We start from the raw sequence: 17098 nt of genomic DNA on the forward strand, positions 1-17098 counted from the left end.
TTGTCCGTCAGCCCGACCCGCTCAGGCTTCTGTTCTCTAAAGGCCGTTGACGCGGGCGATGCGACCGTCGCCCGGAGACGGGCGGAAGTCGGCGGCCACCACGCGCGCCCGGCGGCTGCCCCGGACCGGCCGCAGCCGGACCTGGGCCATCAACCGGCGGCTGCGCAGGGCCAGTTCCAGTTCGAATCGGGTGCGCGGGTCCCGCAGGCCGGGCCCGAAGAGCTTCTCCAGCTGGCGCATCCGGTAGCGGACCGTCTGCGGGTGCACGCTCAGCGCCTTGGCCGCCTCGGGAGCTCCTCCGCCCTCCAGCCAGGCGAGCAGGGTCACTTCGAGCCGCTCGCTCTGGCGCGGGGTGAGGTCGGCCAGCGGCCGCAGCCAGCGTGCGGCCAGTGCGTGGGCCAGCGGCTCGTCCTGGAGCAGGAGCAGCGTCGAGAGGTGGTCGTCCACGAAGACGGTCCGGGCGTCCGGGCCGGACCGGGCCTGCGCCGGGACCAGCGCGAGCAGGCGTACCGCCCAGCGCAGGGAGGAGGCGGTGTCTCCGGGGGCCACCGGGTGGCCGACCACGGCGAGCCGGCCGCGCAGCGCGCCCTCCAGGGCGGTACGGGCCTCCGGGTCGGCGGTGGGGACGAGCAGGCACGGCTGGCCCGCGACCATCCCGCCGAGGCAGTCGTCGAGGAGGGCCGCGAGCTGCTGGGTCTCGCCGGGCGAGGCCAGGGCGACCGCCCGTACGGCGACGGGGAGCGGCCAGCCGGCCGGTCCGGCCAGTTCGGCCAGTTCGGTACGGGCCGATTCGCGGTGCGGGGTGTCACCCGTGAGCAGGGTGAAGAGCTCGCGCCGGGCGTGCTCGCGCACCGAGCCGAACCGTTGTAAAGGGACGGCTTGGAGCGGTGGCAACTCCCCGCCGCGGAAGGCCGCGTGCGGGTGCGCCTGTGAGTGCGCCTGTGGGTGGGGCCGGGCGTGCTCGGCTTCGAAGGCCGCGGCCGCCGTGGTGATGGGTCCGGAGCCGGACCGGGTCTGCGCGTGGGGGTCCGGCGGCTCCTGCGCGGGGGCCGATTCGGCTCCGTCGACCGCGCCGGTGTCCGTGCATCCGGCGCCCCCGGCGCCTTCGCGGTAGCCGAGGGCGGTGAGCAGTGCCCCCTCCATCCTCCGTCTGACCACCTCGTCGCCGATGTCCTCGACGAGCGCCGAGAATCCGGGGACGGTTTCCCGCAGTTCCTCCACCATCCCCGCCGCCACCGTGGGCAGTTCCTTGCGCAGGACCCGGGTCCACTCGCCGCGCGGGCGGGACCAGATGCGGTTCAGAAGTTCGCACATTGTTACCTCGTTCAAGCCGGGGTATGGCCTGCCCCGTGGGACGGTGGCAAGCCCGCAGTCCCGCGGCATCGGCTCGATCGCCGTCGGGGAGGTGCGGCGGCGGATCAGGCGTCAACCCCGTCGCAACCGCACCACTGGAAGGGAATCTTCCGGGGATGTTCGATGCGATGGCTGTGCGAGGGCCAGAAATTATCACGTTTCGATAAATCCTGTGGAGGGCTTGCATACCTCCACGATGCTTCTGCACTCCGGCCCCCGCTCCCGGCCGGCCCGGTGGGCCAGGTGCCCATCTCCCGCCCGCCGAGGAGCGGTTGCGACGTCGACCCCCGGGCGCCGAGCGCGAGGTGGAAGTGCTCGGGTCCGGACGTATGGGAGACCACATGCCCTTGCTCCAGCCCCGCCCGCCCGGTCGTTCGCACCGGGCCCGCCGCACGAGAGGCCGTACCCGGCGCCACGCCGGAACGCCGTCCGGGCCGGTCTCGGGCCCGGTGACCGGCCCGATGTCAGGCCCGGAATCCGCAGCCGTCTCCCCGGCGGCGTCGACGCCGGCGGTGCCGGGCGCCTCCGGCCGGCGGGCGGTGCGGCGCCCGCCGCTGCTGTCCGCCTCCGGAGGGCCACACCCCGCGGCCCTGGGTGCGGCGGGCCTCGCGGCCCTGGCGGCCCTGCTCGTCGCGGCCCGCGCCGGCGCCCTGACCCGCCTGTGGGACTTCCTCGACTACGGGGCCGGCGTGCTCTCGCTGGTCTCCCTCACCGGCGCCGTCCTGTGGGGGCTGGCGGCCACCGACCGCAGGCTACTCGCCTCCGGGCACCGGCTCGTCGCCCAAGCCGCGCACCGGGGCCTGGCCGTCGCCGGCCTCGGCTTCCTCCTCCTGCACGTGTGGATCAAGGTCGGACGGTCCCGGACCGACGCCGCCGCCGTGGTCCTGCCCTTCGCGGACGGCCAGCGCCCGCTGCTCATCGGGCTCGGCAGCCTGGCCGGCTACGGGTTCGTCGCCGTGGCCGTCTCCGGCGCCGTCCGCGGCGCCTTCGCCACCCGGGGGCGCTCGCTGTGGTGGCGCGCCCTGCACATGGGTGCGTACCCCGCCTGGGGTGCCTCGCTGGTCCACGGGCTCAAGTCCGGTCGCGCCGCCAGCGGTTGGGTCACCGTCGGGTACGCCCTGTGCCTGATCGCCGTCGCCGGACTGCTGACGTTGCGGCTGCGCGCGAAGCTCCGTACGCTCGCCGCCGCGAGGCCGTCCGGCGCCCCGGCCGCGCCGGCGGCGCCACCGGCGCAGTCCCCGCCGCACGCGCCGTCCGTGCCGCCCCGGGTGCCCGGCCAGGCGCCGCCGCACCGGCCGGCGCCCTTCGTACGCAGGCCGGCGGAGTGGGCGGCCGAGCTGCTGACCGCACGCCTGACCCGTCAGCCGGGCGCCACGGTGTTCCCCGCCCGCCCGGAACGGGCCGCGGATCCGTCCGCGGGGCCGCACCTCTCGCCGTCCGGCTCGTCTTCCCCCGAGCCGCATGACGGCGTGCGGAGCGGGCGGTGAACGGCGGCTCCGGAACGCGTCCCGCCCTCGGCTGCGTGGGAGGGCCCCGGCTGCTGGCCGGACTCGACGCCGCCGAGCGGCTGGACCGGGCCGGCCATCTGGACGTGCACGGCGCGCTGCCGCGCTACCCCTCCGAAGAGCTCGTCGCACTCGCCGAGGGCATCGCCCTGGGCGGGCGCGGGGGAGCGGGCTTCCCCTTCGCCCGCAAGCTCCGGGCCGTCATCCGGTCCGCCAGAGGGCAGGAGGGCCGCAGCACCGTGGTCGTCAACGGGACCGAAGGCGAACCGAGTTGCCTGAAGGACGCCGCCCTGCTCCTGTACGTGCCGCACCTCGTGCTCGACGGCGCGCTGGTGGCCGCCGCCGCGCTCGGCGCCGAGGACGTGGTCGTCGGCGTCACCCGGCCCGACGTGGAGCGCTCGCTCACCGAAGCCGTCGCCGAACGGGGCCCGGCCGGGCGGCGCGTGCGCGTCGTCCGGCTCCCCGAACGCTTCGTCACCGGCGAGGGAAGCGCCCTCGTGAACGGCCTGGACGGCGGGCCCGCCGTACCCTCCGGGCACCGGACGCGGACCAGCGAACGGGGACTCGGCGGCCTGCCCACCCTGCTGTCCAACGCGGAGACGTACGCACAGCTCGCCATGGCCGCCCGCCTCGGTGCGCCCGCGTACGGCACGGCCGGGCTGCCCGACGAACCCGGCACGACCCTGCTGACCGTCGCCGGGACGACCGTCGTCGAGGTACCCCTGGGCACGTCCCTGGCCTACGTACTGGATCTGTGCGGCACCGTGCCCGGACAGGGGGTGCTGATCGGCGGCTTCCACGGTCGCTGGCTGGATCCGGGGGCGGCGCGCGAGGCGCTGATCTCCCGGAAGTCCCTGGCGGCCTACGACGCGGTACTGGGCGCCGGTGCGGTGCTGCCACTGCCCGAGGACACGTGCCCGGCGGGCGAGGTGGCCCGGGTCGCGCGCTGGCTGGCACGCGAGTCGGCGGGCCAGTGCGGTCCGTGCGTACGGGGCCTGCCCTCGCTCGCCGACGCCGTGGAACGGCTCGTGGCAGGCGGGGGCGGGGCGGCCCTCGACGCGGTACAGGCCCGGATGCGGGGGGTGCGCGGCCGGGGAGCCTGCTCCCACCCGGACGGCACGTCCTCGTTCGTGGCCTCCGCGCTGGCCGTCTTCCCCGACGAGTTCCGCGACCACGCACTCGGCAGCGGCTGCGGACGCCGCGTGCTGGGCGCCCTGCCGCTGCCCGAGGACGAGAGCCCCGAACGGCTCGTCGTGGACTGGACGTTGTGCAAGGGCCACGGCCTCTGCGTGGACCTGCTCCCCGATGTGGTGCGGCTCGACGAGGACGGTTATCCGGCACGCGGCGTCATGCCGGTCCCCGGTGCGCTGCGGCCGAAAGCACTGCGCGCGGTGCGCCGTTGCCCGGCACTCGCGCTCCGCATCCAGGAATGAGTTCACGCTTTGGCGTGATCTGACAAATTCCCGCGCCATCGAATGCAGCGGTCTCCGTAGAGCTTATGAATATCCCGACGGAAGCGCGCCGGATGGAAATCGAAGGAGAAAACCATGGGCAACAGGAACCGGGCGACCACGGCGGCCGCCGGATCGGTGCTGACGGTACTTCTGCTCGCGTCGGGATGCGGCAGCGACGAGGGAGCCGCCCGTACGGTGACCGTCCAGGCGGCGGGAGCGGAACGGGCGGTGGGCCACGGCGCGGGGGACGGCGAGGACGCGGAAGCGGGTTCGGATGCCGAGGCGGATGCCGAGGAGGGCTCGGACTCGGCCGGCAGGATGGAGGTCCGGGAGATCCCCGAGGTCGGCAGCGTGGTCACGGACGCGGCCGGAGCCACGCTCTACCGGTTCGACAAGGACACCGCCCGGCCGCCCCGGTCGAACTGCGAGGACGCCTGCGCCGACCTCTGGCCCGCGGTCCCGGCGGACGGAGCCCAGGCTCCGGCCGGCATCGACGCCGGGCTGCTCGGTTCGGTCGAGCGGTCCGACGGTACCCGCCAGCTCACGCTCGCGGGGTGGCCCGTGTACCGGTACGCGCAGGACACCCGGCCGGGCGACGCGAAGGGCGAGGGCGTCGGCGGCACCTGGCACGCGCTGGCGGCGGACGGTGGCAAGGCGGCGGACGGTGCCAAGGCGGCGAACGGCGGTGAGGCGGCGGACGCCGGTAAGGCGGCGGATGCCGGTAAGGCGGCGGATGCCGGAGAGGAATCCGTCCCGCTCTCCGCCGTGGACGACGCGAAACTCGGAAAGCTCATGGTGGACGCCGAGGGGCGCACCCTCTACCGGTTCGGAAAGGACAGCGCCTGGCCGATGAAATTCGGCTGCCTCGACGCCTGCTTGGACACGTGGAAACCCGCCGCACCCGTGGAAGCGGAAAAGGCCGTCGGAATTCCCGCCGGCCTGGTCGGATCCGTGGAACGTCCCGACGGAACCCGTCAATTGACGATCGACTGCTGGCCGGTCTACCTCTTCACCGGAGACACCGCACCGGGCCAGACCAACGGACACGGCGTGCAGGGCCTCTGGTTCGCGGTGGACGACGCGGGCAAGAAGATCGCGGCGGCGGGCTGACCGGCCGTGCGCGGCCGGAAAGACGGGGCGCCCCGCGCGCCCCGCGCCATCGCCCTGCTAGCCGCCCTCCTCTGCGCGGCCTGCGCGGCCTGCACAGCGGGCGCGGGCAGCACCGGCGGAGGACGGGGGGCGGCGTCCCCGCCCCCCGCCCCCGAGCCGCTGGACCGGATCGCGGCCGCCCTGGGGTGCGTCCCCGAGGTGACGGTCGACGCGCAGGAGGTGCGCGAGGGCGCCTGCTCGGTGGAGGGGCAGGCCTTCCGGGTGGCCACCTTCGGCACGGCCCAGGGCCGAGCCGCGTGGCTGTCGGAGTCCCGGCAGTACGGTGGCACGTACCTCGTCGGAGAACGCTGGATCATCACGGCGCCCTCGGCGGACGCCCTCACCCAGGCCCGGAACCGCCTCGGCGGAACCCTGGACTCGGCGCCCGGACACACCCACGGCGCCCACCCCTCGGCGATCCTGACGCGCACGGGGGCGCGACTCGCCGACGCCTGAGAGCACGGATGCCGCACCGAGGGTACGTACGGTCGGAGCAGCCGTCCCCGGCGGCGCGCCCTCGGCGCGGCCCCGGAGGCCTTCCGCGAGGACCGCGTCCTGAACCTCTGGGCCGGCGCCTGGCAGAGCGACGGGCACGCCCTGCCCGCCACCAGCCCCGTGGCCGGCAGCCCGATCGCGGGCCCGCCCCGGCTCGACGCGGACAGCGCGACCAAGGCGGTACGGGCCGCCCTCGACCAGCACCGCGCCTGGCGGCAGGTTCCACCGGCGGAGCGCCGGGCCCGCGTGAGCGCCGCCCTCGACGCCCTCACCGAACACCGCGACCTGCTCGCCCTGCTCCTGGTGTGGGAGATCGGCAAGCCCTGGCGGCTGGCGTGCGCGGACGTGGACCGGGCCGTCGAGGGCGTGCGCTGGTACGTGGACCACATCGACAGGATGCCGGCGGACCGGCCCCCCTCGACGGCCCGGTGTCCAACATCGCCAGCTGGAACTACCTCATGTCCGTCCTGGTCCAACGGGGCCCTGGTCGCCACCCTCTCCACCGACGACCCGGCCACCTTCGGCCGCCTCGCACCCCAGATCCGCGCCTTCAAGATCGGCCACGCACGCCCCGCTCGCGCGGGGACCGGGAGGAGCTCTTCGGCGGGTTCGGCGCATCCTGGCGGGGCGCCTTCGTCGGCGGCGAGCTCCTGGTCCGGGCCGTCACCCACGGACCCGCCGGTGAACGGCTCCCGGGCAACTTCCCGGAGTACCAGCTCATGCCCTGAGGAGGAGCCGAGGAGGCGCTGCGCCGGGGCCCGGGTGCGCTGATTACAGTGAGATCACCGCCGTGCCGCGCGGAACGCCAAGGGGGCGGACCGCCGCGGCCCGGCAAGAGCCTGGAATGGAGCCGTAGATGGAGAGTCCCAGCCGTACCGCGCTGATCGAGGACCTGATGGGGCGCTTCCCGCACGTGCCCCGGGAAGCCGTGATCAAGGAAGACCTCCTGCGGGGCGGCATGGCCTTCGACGAGTCCGCGCTCAGCGGAGGCGCCGACGGGGCTTCGGGCGACGTCAAGCCGAAGTCGTACTTCATCTTCTCCTTCGACCACCGCACCCTCCCGGAGCTCGGCGCCGCCGCCCTGAACCGGCCGCCCGAGGAGATCGTGCTCACGGGCGGCCCGTACGAACTGCGCCGCACCGTGGTCTCCGTACGGGTCAACCCGGACTCCCCGTACGTGGTGCGTGGCGGGGAGGACGGCGCGCTCGGCCTGTACCTGGACGGCGTACGGATCGCGGACGTCGGCCTGCCGCCGATGCCGGAGTACTACCGGCACAAGCTGTCGAACGGCAAGTCGGTGATGGAGGTCGCGCCGACCATCCAGTGGGGCTACCTCATCTACCTGACGGTCTTCCGGGTGTGCCAGTACTTCGGCGCCAAGGAGGAGTGCCAGTTCTGCGACATCAACCACAACTGGCGCCAGCACAAGGCGGCCGGCCGCCCCTACACCGGGGTGAAGCCGGTCGAGGAGGTGCTGGAGGCCCTGGAGATCATCGACCGGTACGACACGGCGGGCATCTCCCGGGCCTACACCCTCACGGGCGGCTCGATCACCTCCAAGGTCGGCGGCCGCGACGAGGCGGACTTCTACGGCCAGTACGCCAAGGCCATCGAGGAGCGCTTCCCCGGCCGCTGGACCGGCAAGGTCGTCGCGCAGGCGCTGCCCCGGGACGCCGTGCAGCGCTTCCACGATCACGGCGTCAAGATCTACCACCCCAACTTCGAGGTGTGGGACGAGTACCTGTTCAAGCTCCACTGCCCCGGCAAGGAGCGCTACGTCGGCCGCGACGAATGGCACCGCAGGATCCTGGACTCCACGGAGGTGTTCGGCCCGCGCAATGTGATCCCGAACTTCGTGGCGGGCATCGAGATGGCCGAGCCCTTCGGGTTCACCAAGGTGAGCGAGGCGATCGCGTCCACCCAGGAGGGCCTGCGGTTCTTCATGTCGCACGGAGTCGTCCCGCGCTTTACCACCTGGTGCCCGGAGCCGACGACCCCGCTGGGCAAGGCCAATCCGCTGGGCGCGCCCCTCGAGTACCACGTCCGCCTGCTGGAGACCTACCGGGCGACGCTGGAGGAGTTCGGCCTGAGCTCCCCGCCCGGCTACGGTCCGGCCGGCCCCGGGCGCGCGGTGTTCTCCGTCTCCTCCTTCATGGACAGCCTGGAGGGGCTGGAGGAGAAGGAGGAGACCGAGTAGCTCAGAGGTCGAGGACCAGGTCCGAGGTCGGCAGGGACTGGCAGGTCAGGACGTCGGTGTCGGGCAGGTCCTCCGAGGGCGTCACCAGGTGGGCCGCCGTGCCCTTGAGCACGGTGCAGGCACAGCTCTCGCACTGCCCGACCCGGCAGCCGCTCGGCATGGCGACCCCGGCCGCCTCGCCGAGGGCGAGGAGCGGGCCGTCGTCCTTGCGCCAGGTGGCGCTGCGCCCGGACCGGGCGAAGGTGACGGTGTACTCGGCGTCGTCGGGCACGGTCACCTCCCGCCGGGCCGGGCGGAACTTCTCGCTGAACACCTCGAAGCGGGGGACACCGCGCGCGATCAGCGCCCCGGTGAGGGCGTCGAGCATGGGCTGCGGCCCGCACAGGTAGAAGCGGGCGCGGCGGACGATGAGACCGGGGTCGATGTCCTCGACCGTGATGAACCCCGTGCGGTCGTAGTCGCGGCCGAGGACGTCCTGCGAAGCGGGAGCGGCGTAGTGGTTCACGACCGTCAGCGCCGGTATGCGGGCGGCCAGCTCGCGCAGCCGGTCCCGGAAGGGATGGTCGGCCGCGTTGTTGTTGCCGTGGTGCAGGACGACCTCGGCGACCGTGCCGCCGGTGGTCGCGAGGGTTTCGAGGTAGCTGAGGAACGGTGTGATGCCGATGCCGCCGGCCAGGAGCACGACCGGGTTGTCGGTGTGCGTCGGGATGGCGAACACGCCTCCCGGGCTCGCCAGGTGGAGCCGGTCCCCGACCCGGAGCTCCTCGTGGATCCGGGTGGAGAAGGCTCCGCCGGGGATGTGGCGTACGGCGAGCCCGTAGTCGGTGCGGCCTCCCGCGAGGGCGGGTCCGGTGAGGGAGTAGCTGCGTCCGTCGGACGGGTCCTGGACGGTGCCGTCCGGGTTCTCGCCGCGCACGGTCAGGTGCTGGCCGGGCCGGTAGTCGGGGAGGGCCCCGCCGTCCACGGGGGCGAGTCGCAGGCCGCGGATGCCGGGGCTCACCTCGTCGAGGGCCGTCACGGTGAAGGGGCGGGTACCGAGCCAGGAGCCGTCGCCGGGCACCGGGCCGATCCGGCAGGCGGCGGACCGCAGTGGCGCGGAGCCGCTGAGGGGATCGGTGTCGGCATGGTCGACGAGCCGGTTGAAATTGCTGCCCGACGGGGCGGTCGGGTCGGCGCCCGGGAGGGCGAGGTCGGTGGCGTCCTGCCACCAGCCGTACTCGCCGACGACGACGGAGGGGTGGAGGGAGTCGTCGAAGCGGGCGCGCAGCCGGATGGAGCCGCGGCGCGTGGCGAGCTCCACCCACTGGCCCTCGCCGATGCCGTACGCGGCGGCCGTCCGGGGGTGCAGGTCCACCGAGGGGTCGGCGGCCCGGCGGCGCAGCGAGGTCAGGGAACGCTGCTGGCTGTGGACGAAGTACCCGTGCTTGGCACAGGTCAGCACGAGGGGGTACGCGGCGTCCGTGGGAGCGGGGTCGTGGTGCTCGGGCACCGCCGGGTAGCCGTGCTCCAGCAGCCGCTCGGAGTACAGCTCGACGCGCCGGGTGGGCGTGGCGAAGCCGGTCACGGTGTCCCCGTCCCCGTCTCCGTCCCCGTCTGCGTCACCGTCGCCCGCTACGGGGGCGGCGTACTTGCGGTAGGACTCCTCGCGGGGCACCCGGACGCCGCCCGGGCTCCGGCGCAGCTCCTCGACGGTCAGGCCCAGGGGTTCGAGCTGCCAGTTCCAGGCGGCCTCGATGTCCCCGCCGAAGAACTCCGATCCCATGCCCAGGCGGCAGGCGAGATCGAAGACGAACTCGGTGTCGCTGCGGGACTCGCCCTGCGGCTCCACCATCCGGGGCCGGAACTGGACCTGCTCCTGGGCCCGGTGGCTGACCTCGAAGCCGAAGCGCAGGGCCTCGTGCTCGTAGGAGCTGTTGACCGGAAGGACGATGTCGGCGCTGCCGCTGGTCGGGTTGTGGAAGAGATCGAGGTGGACCTGGAAGTCGAGTGCGCGCAGCGCCCGCGCGGTGCGGTCGGAGTCGGGCTGCGCGACGACGAGGTTGGATCCGAAGCCGATGAGCGCGCGGACCGGGTAGGGGCGGCCGGTCTCGATGGCCGTGCACAGGTCGCCGGAGTTGACGTAACCGGAGGCGGGCGGGCCCAGCGGGTGCTTGTCGAGGCCGAGGGCCTTGGCACGCTGCTCCGGAGCGAACTGGGCGACTGACGTGGCCGGGTTGTAGGGCGGGGCGGGGGCGACGTGGTTGCCGCCGGGGGCGTCGTAGGAGCCGGTCAGCGCGTAGAGGGTGGCCAGAGCCCGCTCGGTCTGCGCGGCGTTGGCGCTCTGCCCCACTCCGGTCCACCCGTAGTAGGTGACCGAGGGTGCGGCGGCGATCTCCGCGGCGAGGGCACGGATCTCCCGCTCGGGGATCCAGGTGGTGGCCGCGACCCGGGCCGGCGGCCAGGCCGCGCAGGCGGTGGCGTACCGCTCGAAGGCGGGTGCGCAGTCGACGACCGAGCCGTCGCGGAGGGTGATCGGCCGGGTGCCGCGCAGCGCGAAGCGCTCCGGGCGGTGGGCGGCGCGAGCGGTGTCGTAGGCCTCGGCCCGGCCGGCCTCCGCGTCGAAAACGGTGAAGCCCGTGCACTCCTGCGAACTGCCGGGGAGCTCGTCCGCGCGCAGGAACCGTCCGGTGTCGGCGCGGACCAGGAGGGGAGCGTTGGTCCAGGCGCGGACGAAGGCCGCGTCGTAGCCCTCGTCGGCGATCAGCAGGTGGGCGAGTCCCAGGGCGAGCGCGGCGTCGGTGCCGGGCCGGACCCGCAGCCAGTGGTCGGCCCGCAGCGCGCTGGTGGAGCGGCGCGGGTCGACGACGGCGAGCTTGGTGCCGGTCGCCTGGGCGGCGGAGAGGGCGGCGGACTGGGCGAGCCAGGTCTTGGCCGGGTTGAACCCCCACAGCAGGGCGAGGTCCGCGTTCGCGTAGTCGGGCGGCGGGATCGGAGAGCCGAAGGTGAAGGCGTGCGCGACGTCCTTGTGCCAGTTGCAGATCTCCGCGCTGTACACCGTGTTCGGGCTGCCGAAGCGGCGTACGAAGCGCTCGATCCACTCGGTGGCGTCCGAGACCATGGTCCCCGACGGCGTGGCCACGGCGAAGGCCACGGATTCGGGGCCGGTCTCCGAGGCGATCGTCCCGATCTTCTCGGCTATCTCCGCCATGGCTTCGTCCCAGGATACGGGTACCCAGCCCGGGTCCGGGTCGGACTTGGGGTTGGTCCGGCGCAGCGGGGTGGTCAGCCGCCGGGTGCTGTGCGCGATCTCGGGGGCGGAGCGGCCCTTGGGGCACATGGCCGTGCCGGTCGGATGGTCGGGGTCCGGTCGCACGCCGGTCAGCCGGCCGTCCTCGATGGTGAAGATCGCGCCGCAGCGCGACTTGCAGAGGGTGCAGAACCCTCGCTTCTCCTCGGACACGACATCCTCCTGGCTCGCAGACCTCTCTCCAGTGGACAGTCCGGCGTACGGCACTGACCAGCGGCGATGGTCGCGAACGGAGCACCGGAGGGCCCGCCCGGCCGGGACCTTCGCCCCGGGCCGAACGGGTGGTTCACGCTGCTTACGGGAGGTTCAGGGGTGTCGCTTGCGCACCAGGCGGAAGGCGGCGTAGAGGACCGCTACGGCCAGGGCGAGCAGGATGGAGGTTTCGATGAGCTGGGTCGGCCAGTAGTGGGAGGCGGGGTGGAAGTGGGCGTACACGGAGGCGACGTCCATGTCGTCGCGGCAGACACCGGGGATCTGGGTCTCCTCGTAACACGAGTACCAGGGCTTGCGCTCCCCGGTGGTGGTGAAGAGCCCCGTGCTCATGACGAAGCCGGACGGCGGCACCAGGGAGTCCGGGTTCACGCCGTGGTGCGCGGTCTCGGTCACCACGGGCAGGAACGACCACCGCAGCGCGCGGAGGCCCAGCAGTACCGAACCCGTGAGGAGACCGGTGACGGCCATGGCGGGCAGGATCCGCCGGACCAGCTGGCCGACCAGGGTGCCGAGGGCCACGCCGAGCAGGACGTAGCCGACGAGCACGGGGCCGGCGCTCTCGTAGGGGCCGCGGTCGTACCAGTGGAGCTCGTAGGTGTCGGAGACCCGGGCCCATCCGAGGCGGTAGATCCCGATCAGGGCGAGGGAGCCGAGCACGGAGACCGCGGCCGCCACCAGGACCTTCGAGCCGAGCCAGGCCCTCGCCGTCGTCGACTGGGTGAGGGCGAGCCGCCATGTGCCGCTCTCCAGCTCGCGGGAGACCATCGGGCCGGCGACGAAGGCTCCCACCAGCAGCGGCAGGAACACCAGGCTCCTGCTAGCGGACTGCATGTACCCCCGGAGCAGGTCGTATCCGGGGGTCAGGACCGGCCGGTGCAGCTCGTCATAGGTCGGGTACGCGCTCCACACGCGCAGCGCGACCATCACGACGAGGCCCACGGCGATGAGGGCAGGCACCGTCCACAGCACGCGCCGGTGCTGGCGGACCGCGACCCAGTACGGCCCCTTCAGCGTCCGCGCGCTCATGCCGACACCCCCTCGGTGACATCGACCTCGACGGCGAACGCCGGGGCTTCGGGCGCGCGCAGGTGGGCGAGCAAGAGTTCCTCCAGGGACGGGTGGGTCGTCTGCCAGGTGCGGCTGTCGACGGGGCCCCGCGGCCGTACGAGCGCCGTGAGCTGGCGGCCCGTCTCGCGGGCCTCGACGACGGTGTGCGCGGAGAGTTCGTCGCGGGCGGCGGCCGGGCCGGTGAGCAGCAGGTGCGCCGCGCCGACCTCGTCGATGGGGCCGGAGAGGCGGATCCGGCCGCCGTCGACGAGCAGCAGGTGGTCGCAGGCGCCTTCCAGCTCGGTGAGGATGTGCGAGGACATCACCACGGAGGTGCCGTTCTCGGCGGCGTCGGCCATCAGCGTGCCCATGAGCCGGTGTCGGGCCAGCGGGTCGAGGTCGGCCATGGGCTCGTCGAGCAGGAGCAGGCTCGGGCGTTTGCCGAGGGCCAGGGCAAGGGCGACGCGGGTGCGCTGGCCGCCGGAGAGGGTACGGATCTTCGCGTGCGGGTCGAGGTCCCCCGCCTCCACGATCTGCTCCGCCCTGCTCGCGTCCCAGCGGCCGGGGTTGAGCTCGCTGCCCATGCGGAGCGTGTCTCCGACGGTGAGCTGCGGGTAGAGCGGCTTGTCCTGGGCCACGTAGGCCAGTTCTTCTCGAGGCACCGAGTGGAGGTGACCCTCCGTCGGGGAAACGAGCCCGGCGGCGATGGTCAACAGGGTCGATTTTCCCGCTCCGTTGGGTCCCACCAGTGCACAGACCCGGCCCTCGGGCAGCCGGAAGGAGCAGTCGCGCAGCGCCCACCTTCCCCGGCGTCCGTAGCGCAGGCCGAGGCCGTCCGCCTCGATCACGGTGTGCGTCATGCGTGTTCGTCCCCCTTGAAGTGCTCTTCCAGTACGGCCGAGAAGAGCGCGGCCGCGTCGTCCCGCTCCATCCCGGCCTCCCGGGCCCGCCGTGCCCAGTCGGCGAGTTCGGCGCGTAGCGGAGATTCCGCCGGGGCGCCGCCCAGGGACTTGCGGATGAAGGTGCCCACGCCCCGCTTCGCCTCGACGAGCCCCTCGCGTTCCAACTCGCGGTAGGCCTTGAGGACGGTGTTCGGGTTGATGGCGGTGGCCTCGACGACCTCGCGCGCGGTCGGCAGCTTGTCGCCCGGTTCCAACAGACCCAGGCGCAGGGCCTGTTTGGTCTGCTGGACGATCTGCAGGTATGTGGCGATGCCGCTGCGACGGTCGATGCGGTACTCGAGCACGACAACACCACCCTTTCACTAGGCAAGTAGTGAAAGGGTGGTGCAGGAGACTGCTTCTGTCAACTGCCCTTCGCCGTCTCAGTCGAAGACGGGGTCCGGAATCGAGCGGCGCAACTCTGGCGCGATCCGGGACTGGAACAGCGCGAGGGAGTCCCGGTGTTGGGCCTCGGTCAGCCCACCGGGCTCGGCCTGGAGGTGCAGGACGGTGTGGCCGAATTCCTCGTGGTAGCGGTGTACCTTCTCGATGACCTGCTCAGGGCTCCCGATCAGGGCCGAACTCCGCTCGACGAAGTCCTCCAGGGTCGGGAACACCGGATCCAGCCCTTGCGCGGCGTGGGCAGCCAGGTACCGGGCGAACGCCGGCCGGTACGCGGCCACCGCGCCCTGCGAGGTGGCCGCCGTGTGGAAGCCGGCCGTGCCCGCACCCACGACCGCATGCGCCGGATCGTGTCCGTAGTGCTCCCAGCGCTCGCGGTAGTGGCGGATCAACGCGGCGTAGGGGCCGATGGGATGGGTGACGTTCGCGGAGAAGAGCGGGTCTCCGTAGCGCGCCGCGAGATCCACGGACTCCCGGCTCGTGGCGCTTCCGTGCCAGACCCGCAGCGTCTTCTGGTACGGCCTGGGCAGCACCTCGGCGCCGGTCAGCGCGGGCCGGAAGCGCGGCCGCGCCGTCACTTTGTCCTCCCGCCAGATCTGCCGGAACAGCTCGTAGCCCTCGGAGTTGCGATCCCACTGGTCCTCGGAGCTCACGTCGAACAGCTCGCGCTGCGCGGTGCCGTTCCCCTTGCCGATCATCAGCTCGAGCCGGCCGTCGCTGAGGTGGTCGAGTGTCGCGTAGTCCTCGTACGCCCGCACCGGGTCCAGCAGGCTCAGCGTGGTCACGGCGGTGTACAGCCGGATCCGCCGGGTCAGGGCGGCGACGTGGGAGAGCACCACGGGCGGCGAGGACGACAGGAACGGCCGCTCGTGGCGCTCGCCCACCCCGAACCCGTCGAACCCGAGCTCCTCCGCCAGCAGCGCGGCGTCGACGACCTGCCGGAACCGCTCGCGGGTGGGGGTCGGGGCGCCCGTCGCCGGATCCGTGCCGTCCGTGATCAGGGTGATGGCCAGGAATTTCACGTCGGCGCTCCTCGAAAAGGGCGTGCCCGAAAATAAGGGCCGCGGAAATGGCGGGAGTATGAAAAGGAACCGGGCACTGTCACATGCGTGTGGCGGCCATGTGATCCGTGCCGCCCGGCGCCCGGAAGGCCAGGAAGAAAGGCCTGTGGCGCACGGTGAAACCGATCGACTCGTAGAGACGGATCGCACCGGTGTTCTCGGCGGCCGTGTGCAGGAACGGTACGTCTCCCCGGGCGCGGATGCCTGCCGCGACGGCGCGCACCAGGCGCGACGCCAGGCCCCGGCCGCGGAAGCCGGGATGGGTGCAGACCGCGCTGATCTCCGTCCAGCCGGGCGGGCGCAGCCGCTCCCCGGCCATGGCCACCAGCCGGCCCCGGTGGCGGATGCCCAGGTACGTGCCCAGCTCGATGGTGCGGGGCAGGAAGGGCCCCGGCTTCGTCAGCCCGATCAGCTCCAGCACCTCGGGTACGTCCGCGGGCCCGAGCCGCACCGCCTCGGGAGCGGGTTCGGCGCGCAGCGCGGTGTCGACCAGCTGGACCCCCGGGGTCGACCAGACGGTCTCCCAACCGGTGGGCGGGGCCAGTACCCCGGAGAGCGCGACGACCCCGTCGGGTCCGGCCAGGGAGCGCAGCGCGTCCCAGGACCGGGGGTCGGCCGGATCGGCGATCGCGGAGAACACGGCGACGTCCGCGGCGTAGCGGGCGGCGAGGCCGCCGGCCCGCACGGCGAACGCCGCGTGCGGGCCGGACAGCGAGGCCCAGGCCGGGTTGTCGAGGACGTGCGGGGTGCCCGGGGTGCCCGGGGTGCCCGGGGCGGCCGGGGCCGCCGCGGTCCCCGGGGTCACCGGACTGGTGGGGGTGGGCGTGGTGGTGGGCATGGGGGCGGAACCCTCCTTCCGTGGAATGCCCGGGCCGGGGACGGCCGCGGGATCAGGAATTGGTGGTGGGCAGCCCGGGCGGGTTGACCCGGGAGGTGGTCACGGCCTCGTCGGAGAGGTGCCAGGCGGTGAGGAGCTGCGCGTACCGGCCGCTCCCGGCGAGGTGGTTGACGGCCTGCGCCACGGGCTCGGCCAGTCCGCTGTTCTTCTTCACGGTCGCGGCGATCAGCCCCTGGAGGGTCTCGCCGGCGCCGGAGAACGAACCGGCCTTGCGGGTCGGGGCGTTGCCGCTCGCGGTCTGGGTGATGTGGTAGGCGATCGACGGGTTCGGGCCGAAGTTGAGGTCGATCTTCTTGCCGCTCAGGGCCAGGTAGACGCTGTTCGCGTCAGGGAAGTACTTGACCGTGATGTCCTTGCCCTCGGACTGGAGCTTCTTCTGCCACTCCAGGAGGATCTTCTCCTGGTTGGTGCCCTTGCTGACCGACACCGTCCTGCCCGCCAGGTTGCGGTAGTCGCCGCCGAACTCCCAGGTGTTCTCCTTCAGGGCCTCGAAGGCCAGGTTGTCCTGCCGGTAGGACGCGAAGTCGTACTTCTTCTTGCGCTCCTCGGTGACCGTGACGTTGGAGAAGGCCACGTCGACCCTGCCGCTGTCGATGCCGACGAAGAGGTTCTCCCAAGTGGAGTTCTTCACCACGGGCTTCAGACCCAGGGTCGCGGCGACGAGGCGGCCGAGGTCGGGCTCCGCTCCGGTGATGGTCTTCTGGTCGGTGCCGACGTAGGCGAGGGGCGGGAAGCCGGCCGGCAGGGCACCGACCCCGATGACCAGTTCACCGCTGTCGCGCACGGCCTTCGGGAGCTGTGCGCGCAGGGACTCGACGACGGGGACGGACAGCTCGGCCTGCTGCGCGGCCCCGTTGGAGACGGCGCCGATGGTCACCTTGTCGGAGCCCGGTGTGGTGCCGGTGGCCTTCGCGTCGCCGCCGCACGCGGTGAGTCCGGCGGCGAGGGCGAGGGCGGCGGTCGTGGCGCCGAGGCCGCGGACGAGTCTGTTGCGCAGGAGGGGCGGGTGTTGCATGGCGTTGCCTTTCGGGTGTTCGGCGATGCGGGGAAGGCCGATGCGGGGAGGGTGAGGCACGGAAAGCCATGGCAGGGAAAGC

At 73.0% G+C, this 17098-nt stretch carries 13 protein-coding genes and 1 pseudogene; 6 read left to right on the forward strand and 8 right to left on the reverse strand.

What is annotated here, in order from left to right:
- Window positions 1–36 precede the first annotated feature (36 nt).
- Window positions 37–1314 carry a PucR family transcriptional regulator gene (locus OG247_RS40430; RefSeq protein ID WP_327256947.1) on the reverse strand — a complete coding sequence of 426 codons (1278 nt, stop codon included), beginning with the start codon at window positions 1312–1314 and terminating at the stop codon, window positions 37–39.
- Between the two features lie 500 nt (window positions 1315–1814).
- Here OG247_RS40430 and OG247_RS40435 point away from each other — a divergent pair, with 500 nt between their 5' ends.
- From OG247_RS40435 to OG247_RS40460, 6 genes and pseudogenes are all read left to right on the forward strand, one after another.
- A complete protein-coding gene (locus OG247_RS40435; RefSeq protein WP_327256948.1) occupies window positions 1815–2840 on the forward strand; it encodes a hypothetical protein in 1026 nt (341 codons plus the stop codon).
- Window positions 2837–4291 (forward strand): NADH-ubiquinone oxidoreductase-F iron-sulfur binding region domain-containing protein, encoded by a 1455-nt coding sequence (locus OG247_RS40440; protein ID WP_327256949.1) that lies wholly within the window; start codon window positions 2837–2839, stop codon window positions 4289–4291. Before OG247_RS40435 ends, OG247_RS40440 begins: the two co-directional genes overlap by 4 nt.
- Window positions 4292–4405: 114 nt before the next feature.
- Complete coding sequence (locus OG247_RS40445; RefSeq protein WP_327256950.1) at window positions 4406–5422, forward strand: SCO0930 family lipoprotein; 1017 nt, start codon at window positions 4406–4408, stop codon at window positions 5420–5422.
- Between the two features lie 6 nt (window positions 5423–5428).
- Complete coding sequence (locus OG247_RS40450; RefSeq protein ID WP_327256951.1) at window positions 5429–5917, forward strand: hypothetical protein; 489 nt, start codon at window positions 5429–5431, stop codon at window positions 5915–5917.
- A 51-nt stretch (window positions 5918–5968) separates the two neighbouring features.
- A pseudogene (locus tag OG247_RS40455) lies at window positions 5969–6684 on the forward strand (aldehyde dehydrogenase family protein); the annotation flags it as partial.
- Window positions 6685–6812: 128 nt separating this feature from the next.
- Window positions 6813–8153, forward strand: coding sequence for a radical SAM protein (locus tag OG247_RS40460; RefSeq protein WP_327256952.1), 1341 nt, complete (start codon window positions 6813–6815; stop codon window positions 8151–8153).
- A gap of 1 nt (window position 8154) precedes the next feature.
- Here OG247_RS40460 and OG247_RS40465 read toward each other — a convergent pair whose 3' ends face one another.
- The 7 genes from OG247_RS40465 to OG247_RS40495 all read right to left on the reverse strand — a co-directional run bounded on the left by OG247_RS40465 (window position 8155) and on the right by OG247_RS40495 (window position 17016).
- Window positions 8155–11592, reverse strand: coding sequence for a molybdopterin-dependent oxidoreductase (locus OG247_RS40465; protein ID WP_327256953.1), 3438 nt, complete (start codon window positions 11590–11592; stop codon window positions 8155–8157).
- Window positions 11593–11745: 153 nt separating this feature from the next.
- Entirely contained in the window at window positions 11746–12678 is a 933-nt protein-coding gene (locus tag OG247_RS40470; RefSeq protein WP_327256954.1) for an ABC transporter permease, read from the reverse strand.
- Complete coding sequence (locus OG247_RS40475; RefSeq protein WP_327256955.1) at window positions 12675–13559, reverse strand: ABC transporter ATP-binding protein; 885 nt, start codon at window positions 13557–13559, stop codon at window positions 12675–12677. The genes OG247_RS40470 and OG247_RS40475 overlap by 4 nt, the downstream gene beginning before the upstream one ends.
- Window positions 13556–13945, reverse strand: a complete 390-nt coding sequence (locus OG247_RS40480; RefSeq protein ID WP_327256956.1) for a GntR family transcriptional regulator — start codon at window positions 13943–13945, stop codon at window positions 13556–13558. Before OG247_RS40480 ends, OG247_RS40475 begins: the two co-directional genes overlap by 4 nt.
- 78 nt (window positions 13946–14023) lie before the next feature.
- Window positions 14024–15064 (reverse strand): LLM class flavin-dependent oxidoreductase, encoded by a 1041-nt coding sequence (locus OG247_RS40485; RefSeq protein WP_327256957.1) that lies wholly within the window; start codon window positions 15062–15064, stop codon window positions 14024–14026.
- A gap of 79 nt (window positions 15065–15143) precedes the next feature.
- Window positions 15144–15941 (reverse strand): GNAT family N-acetyltransferase, encoded by a 798-nt coding sequence (locus tag OG247_RS40490; RefSeq protein ID WP_327256958.1) that lies wholly within the window; start codon window positions 15939–15941, stop codon window positions 15144–15146.
- A gap of 52 nt (window positions 15942–15993) precedes the next feature.
- On the reverse strand, window positions 15994–17016 hold the full coding sequence (locus OG247_RS40495; RefSeq protein WP_327256959.1) for a transporter substrate-binding domain-containing protein: 1023 nt from the start codon (window positions 17014–17016) through the stop codon (window positions 15994–15996).
- Window positions 17017–17098: the final 82 nt, after the last annotated feature.

This window comes from Streptomyces sp. NBC_01244, from assembly GCF_035987325.1.
Lineage (GTDB): Bacteria > Actinomycetota > Actinomycetes > Streptomycetales > Streptomycetaceae > Streptomyces.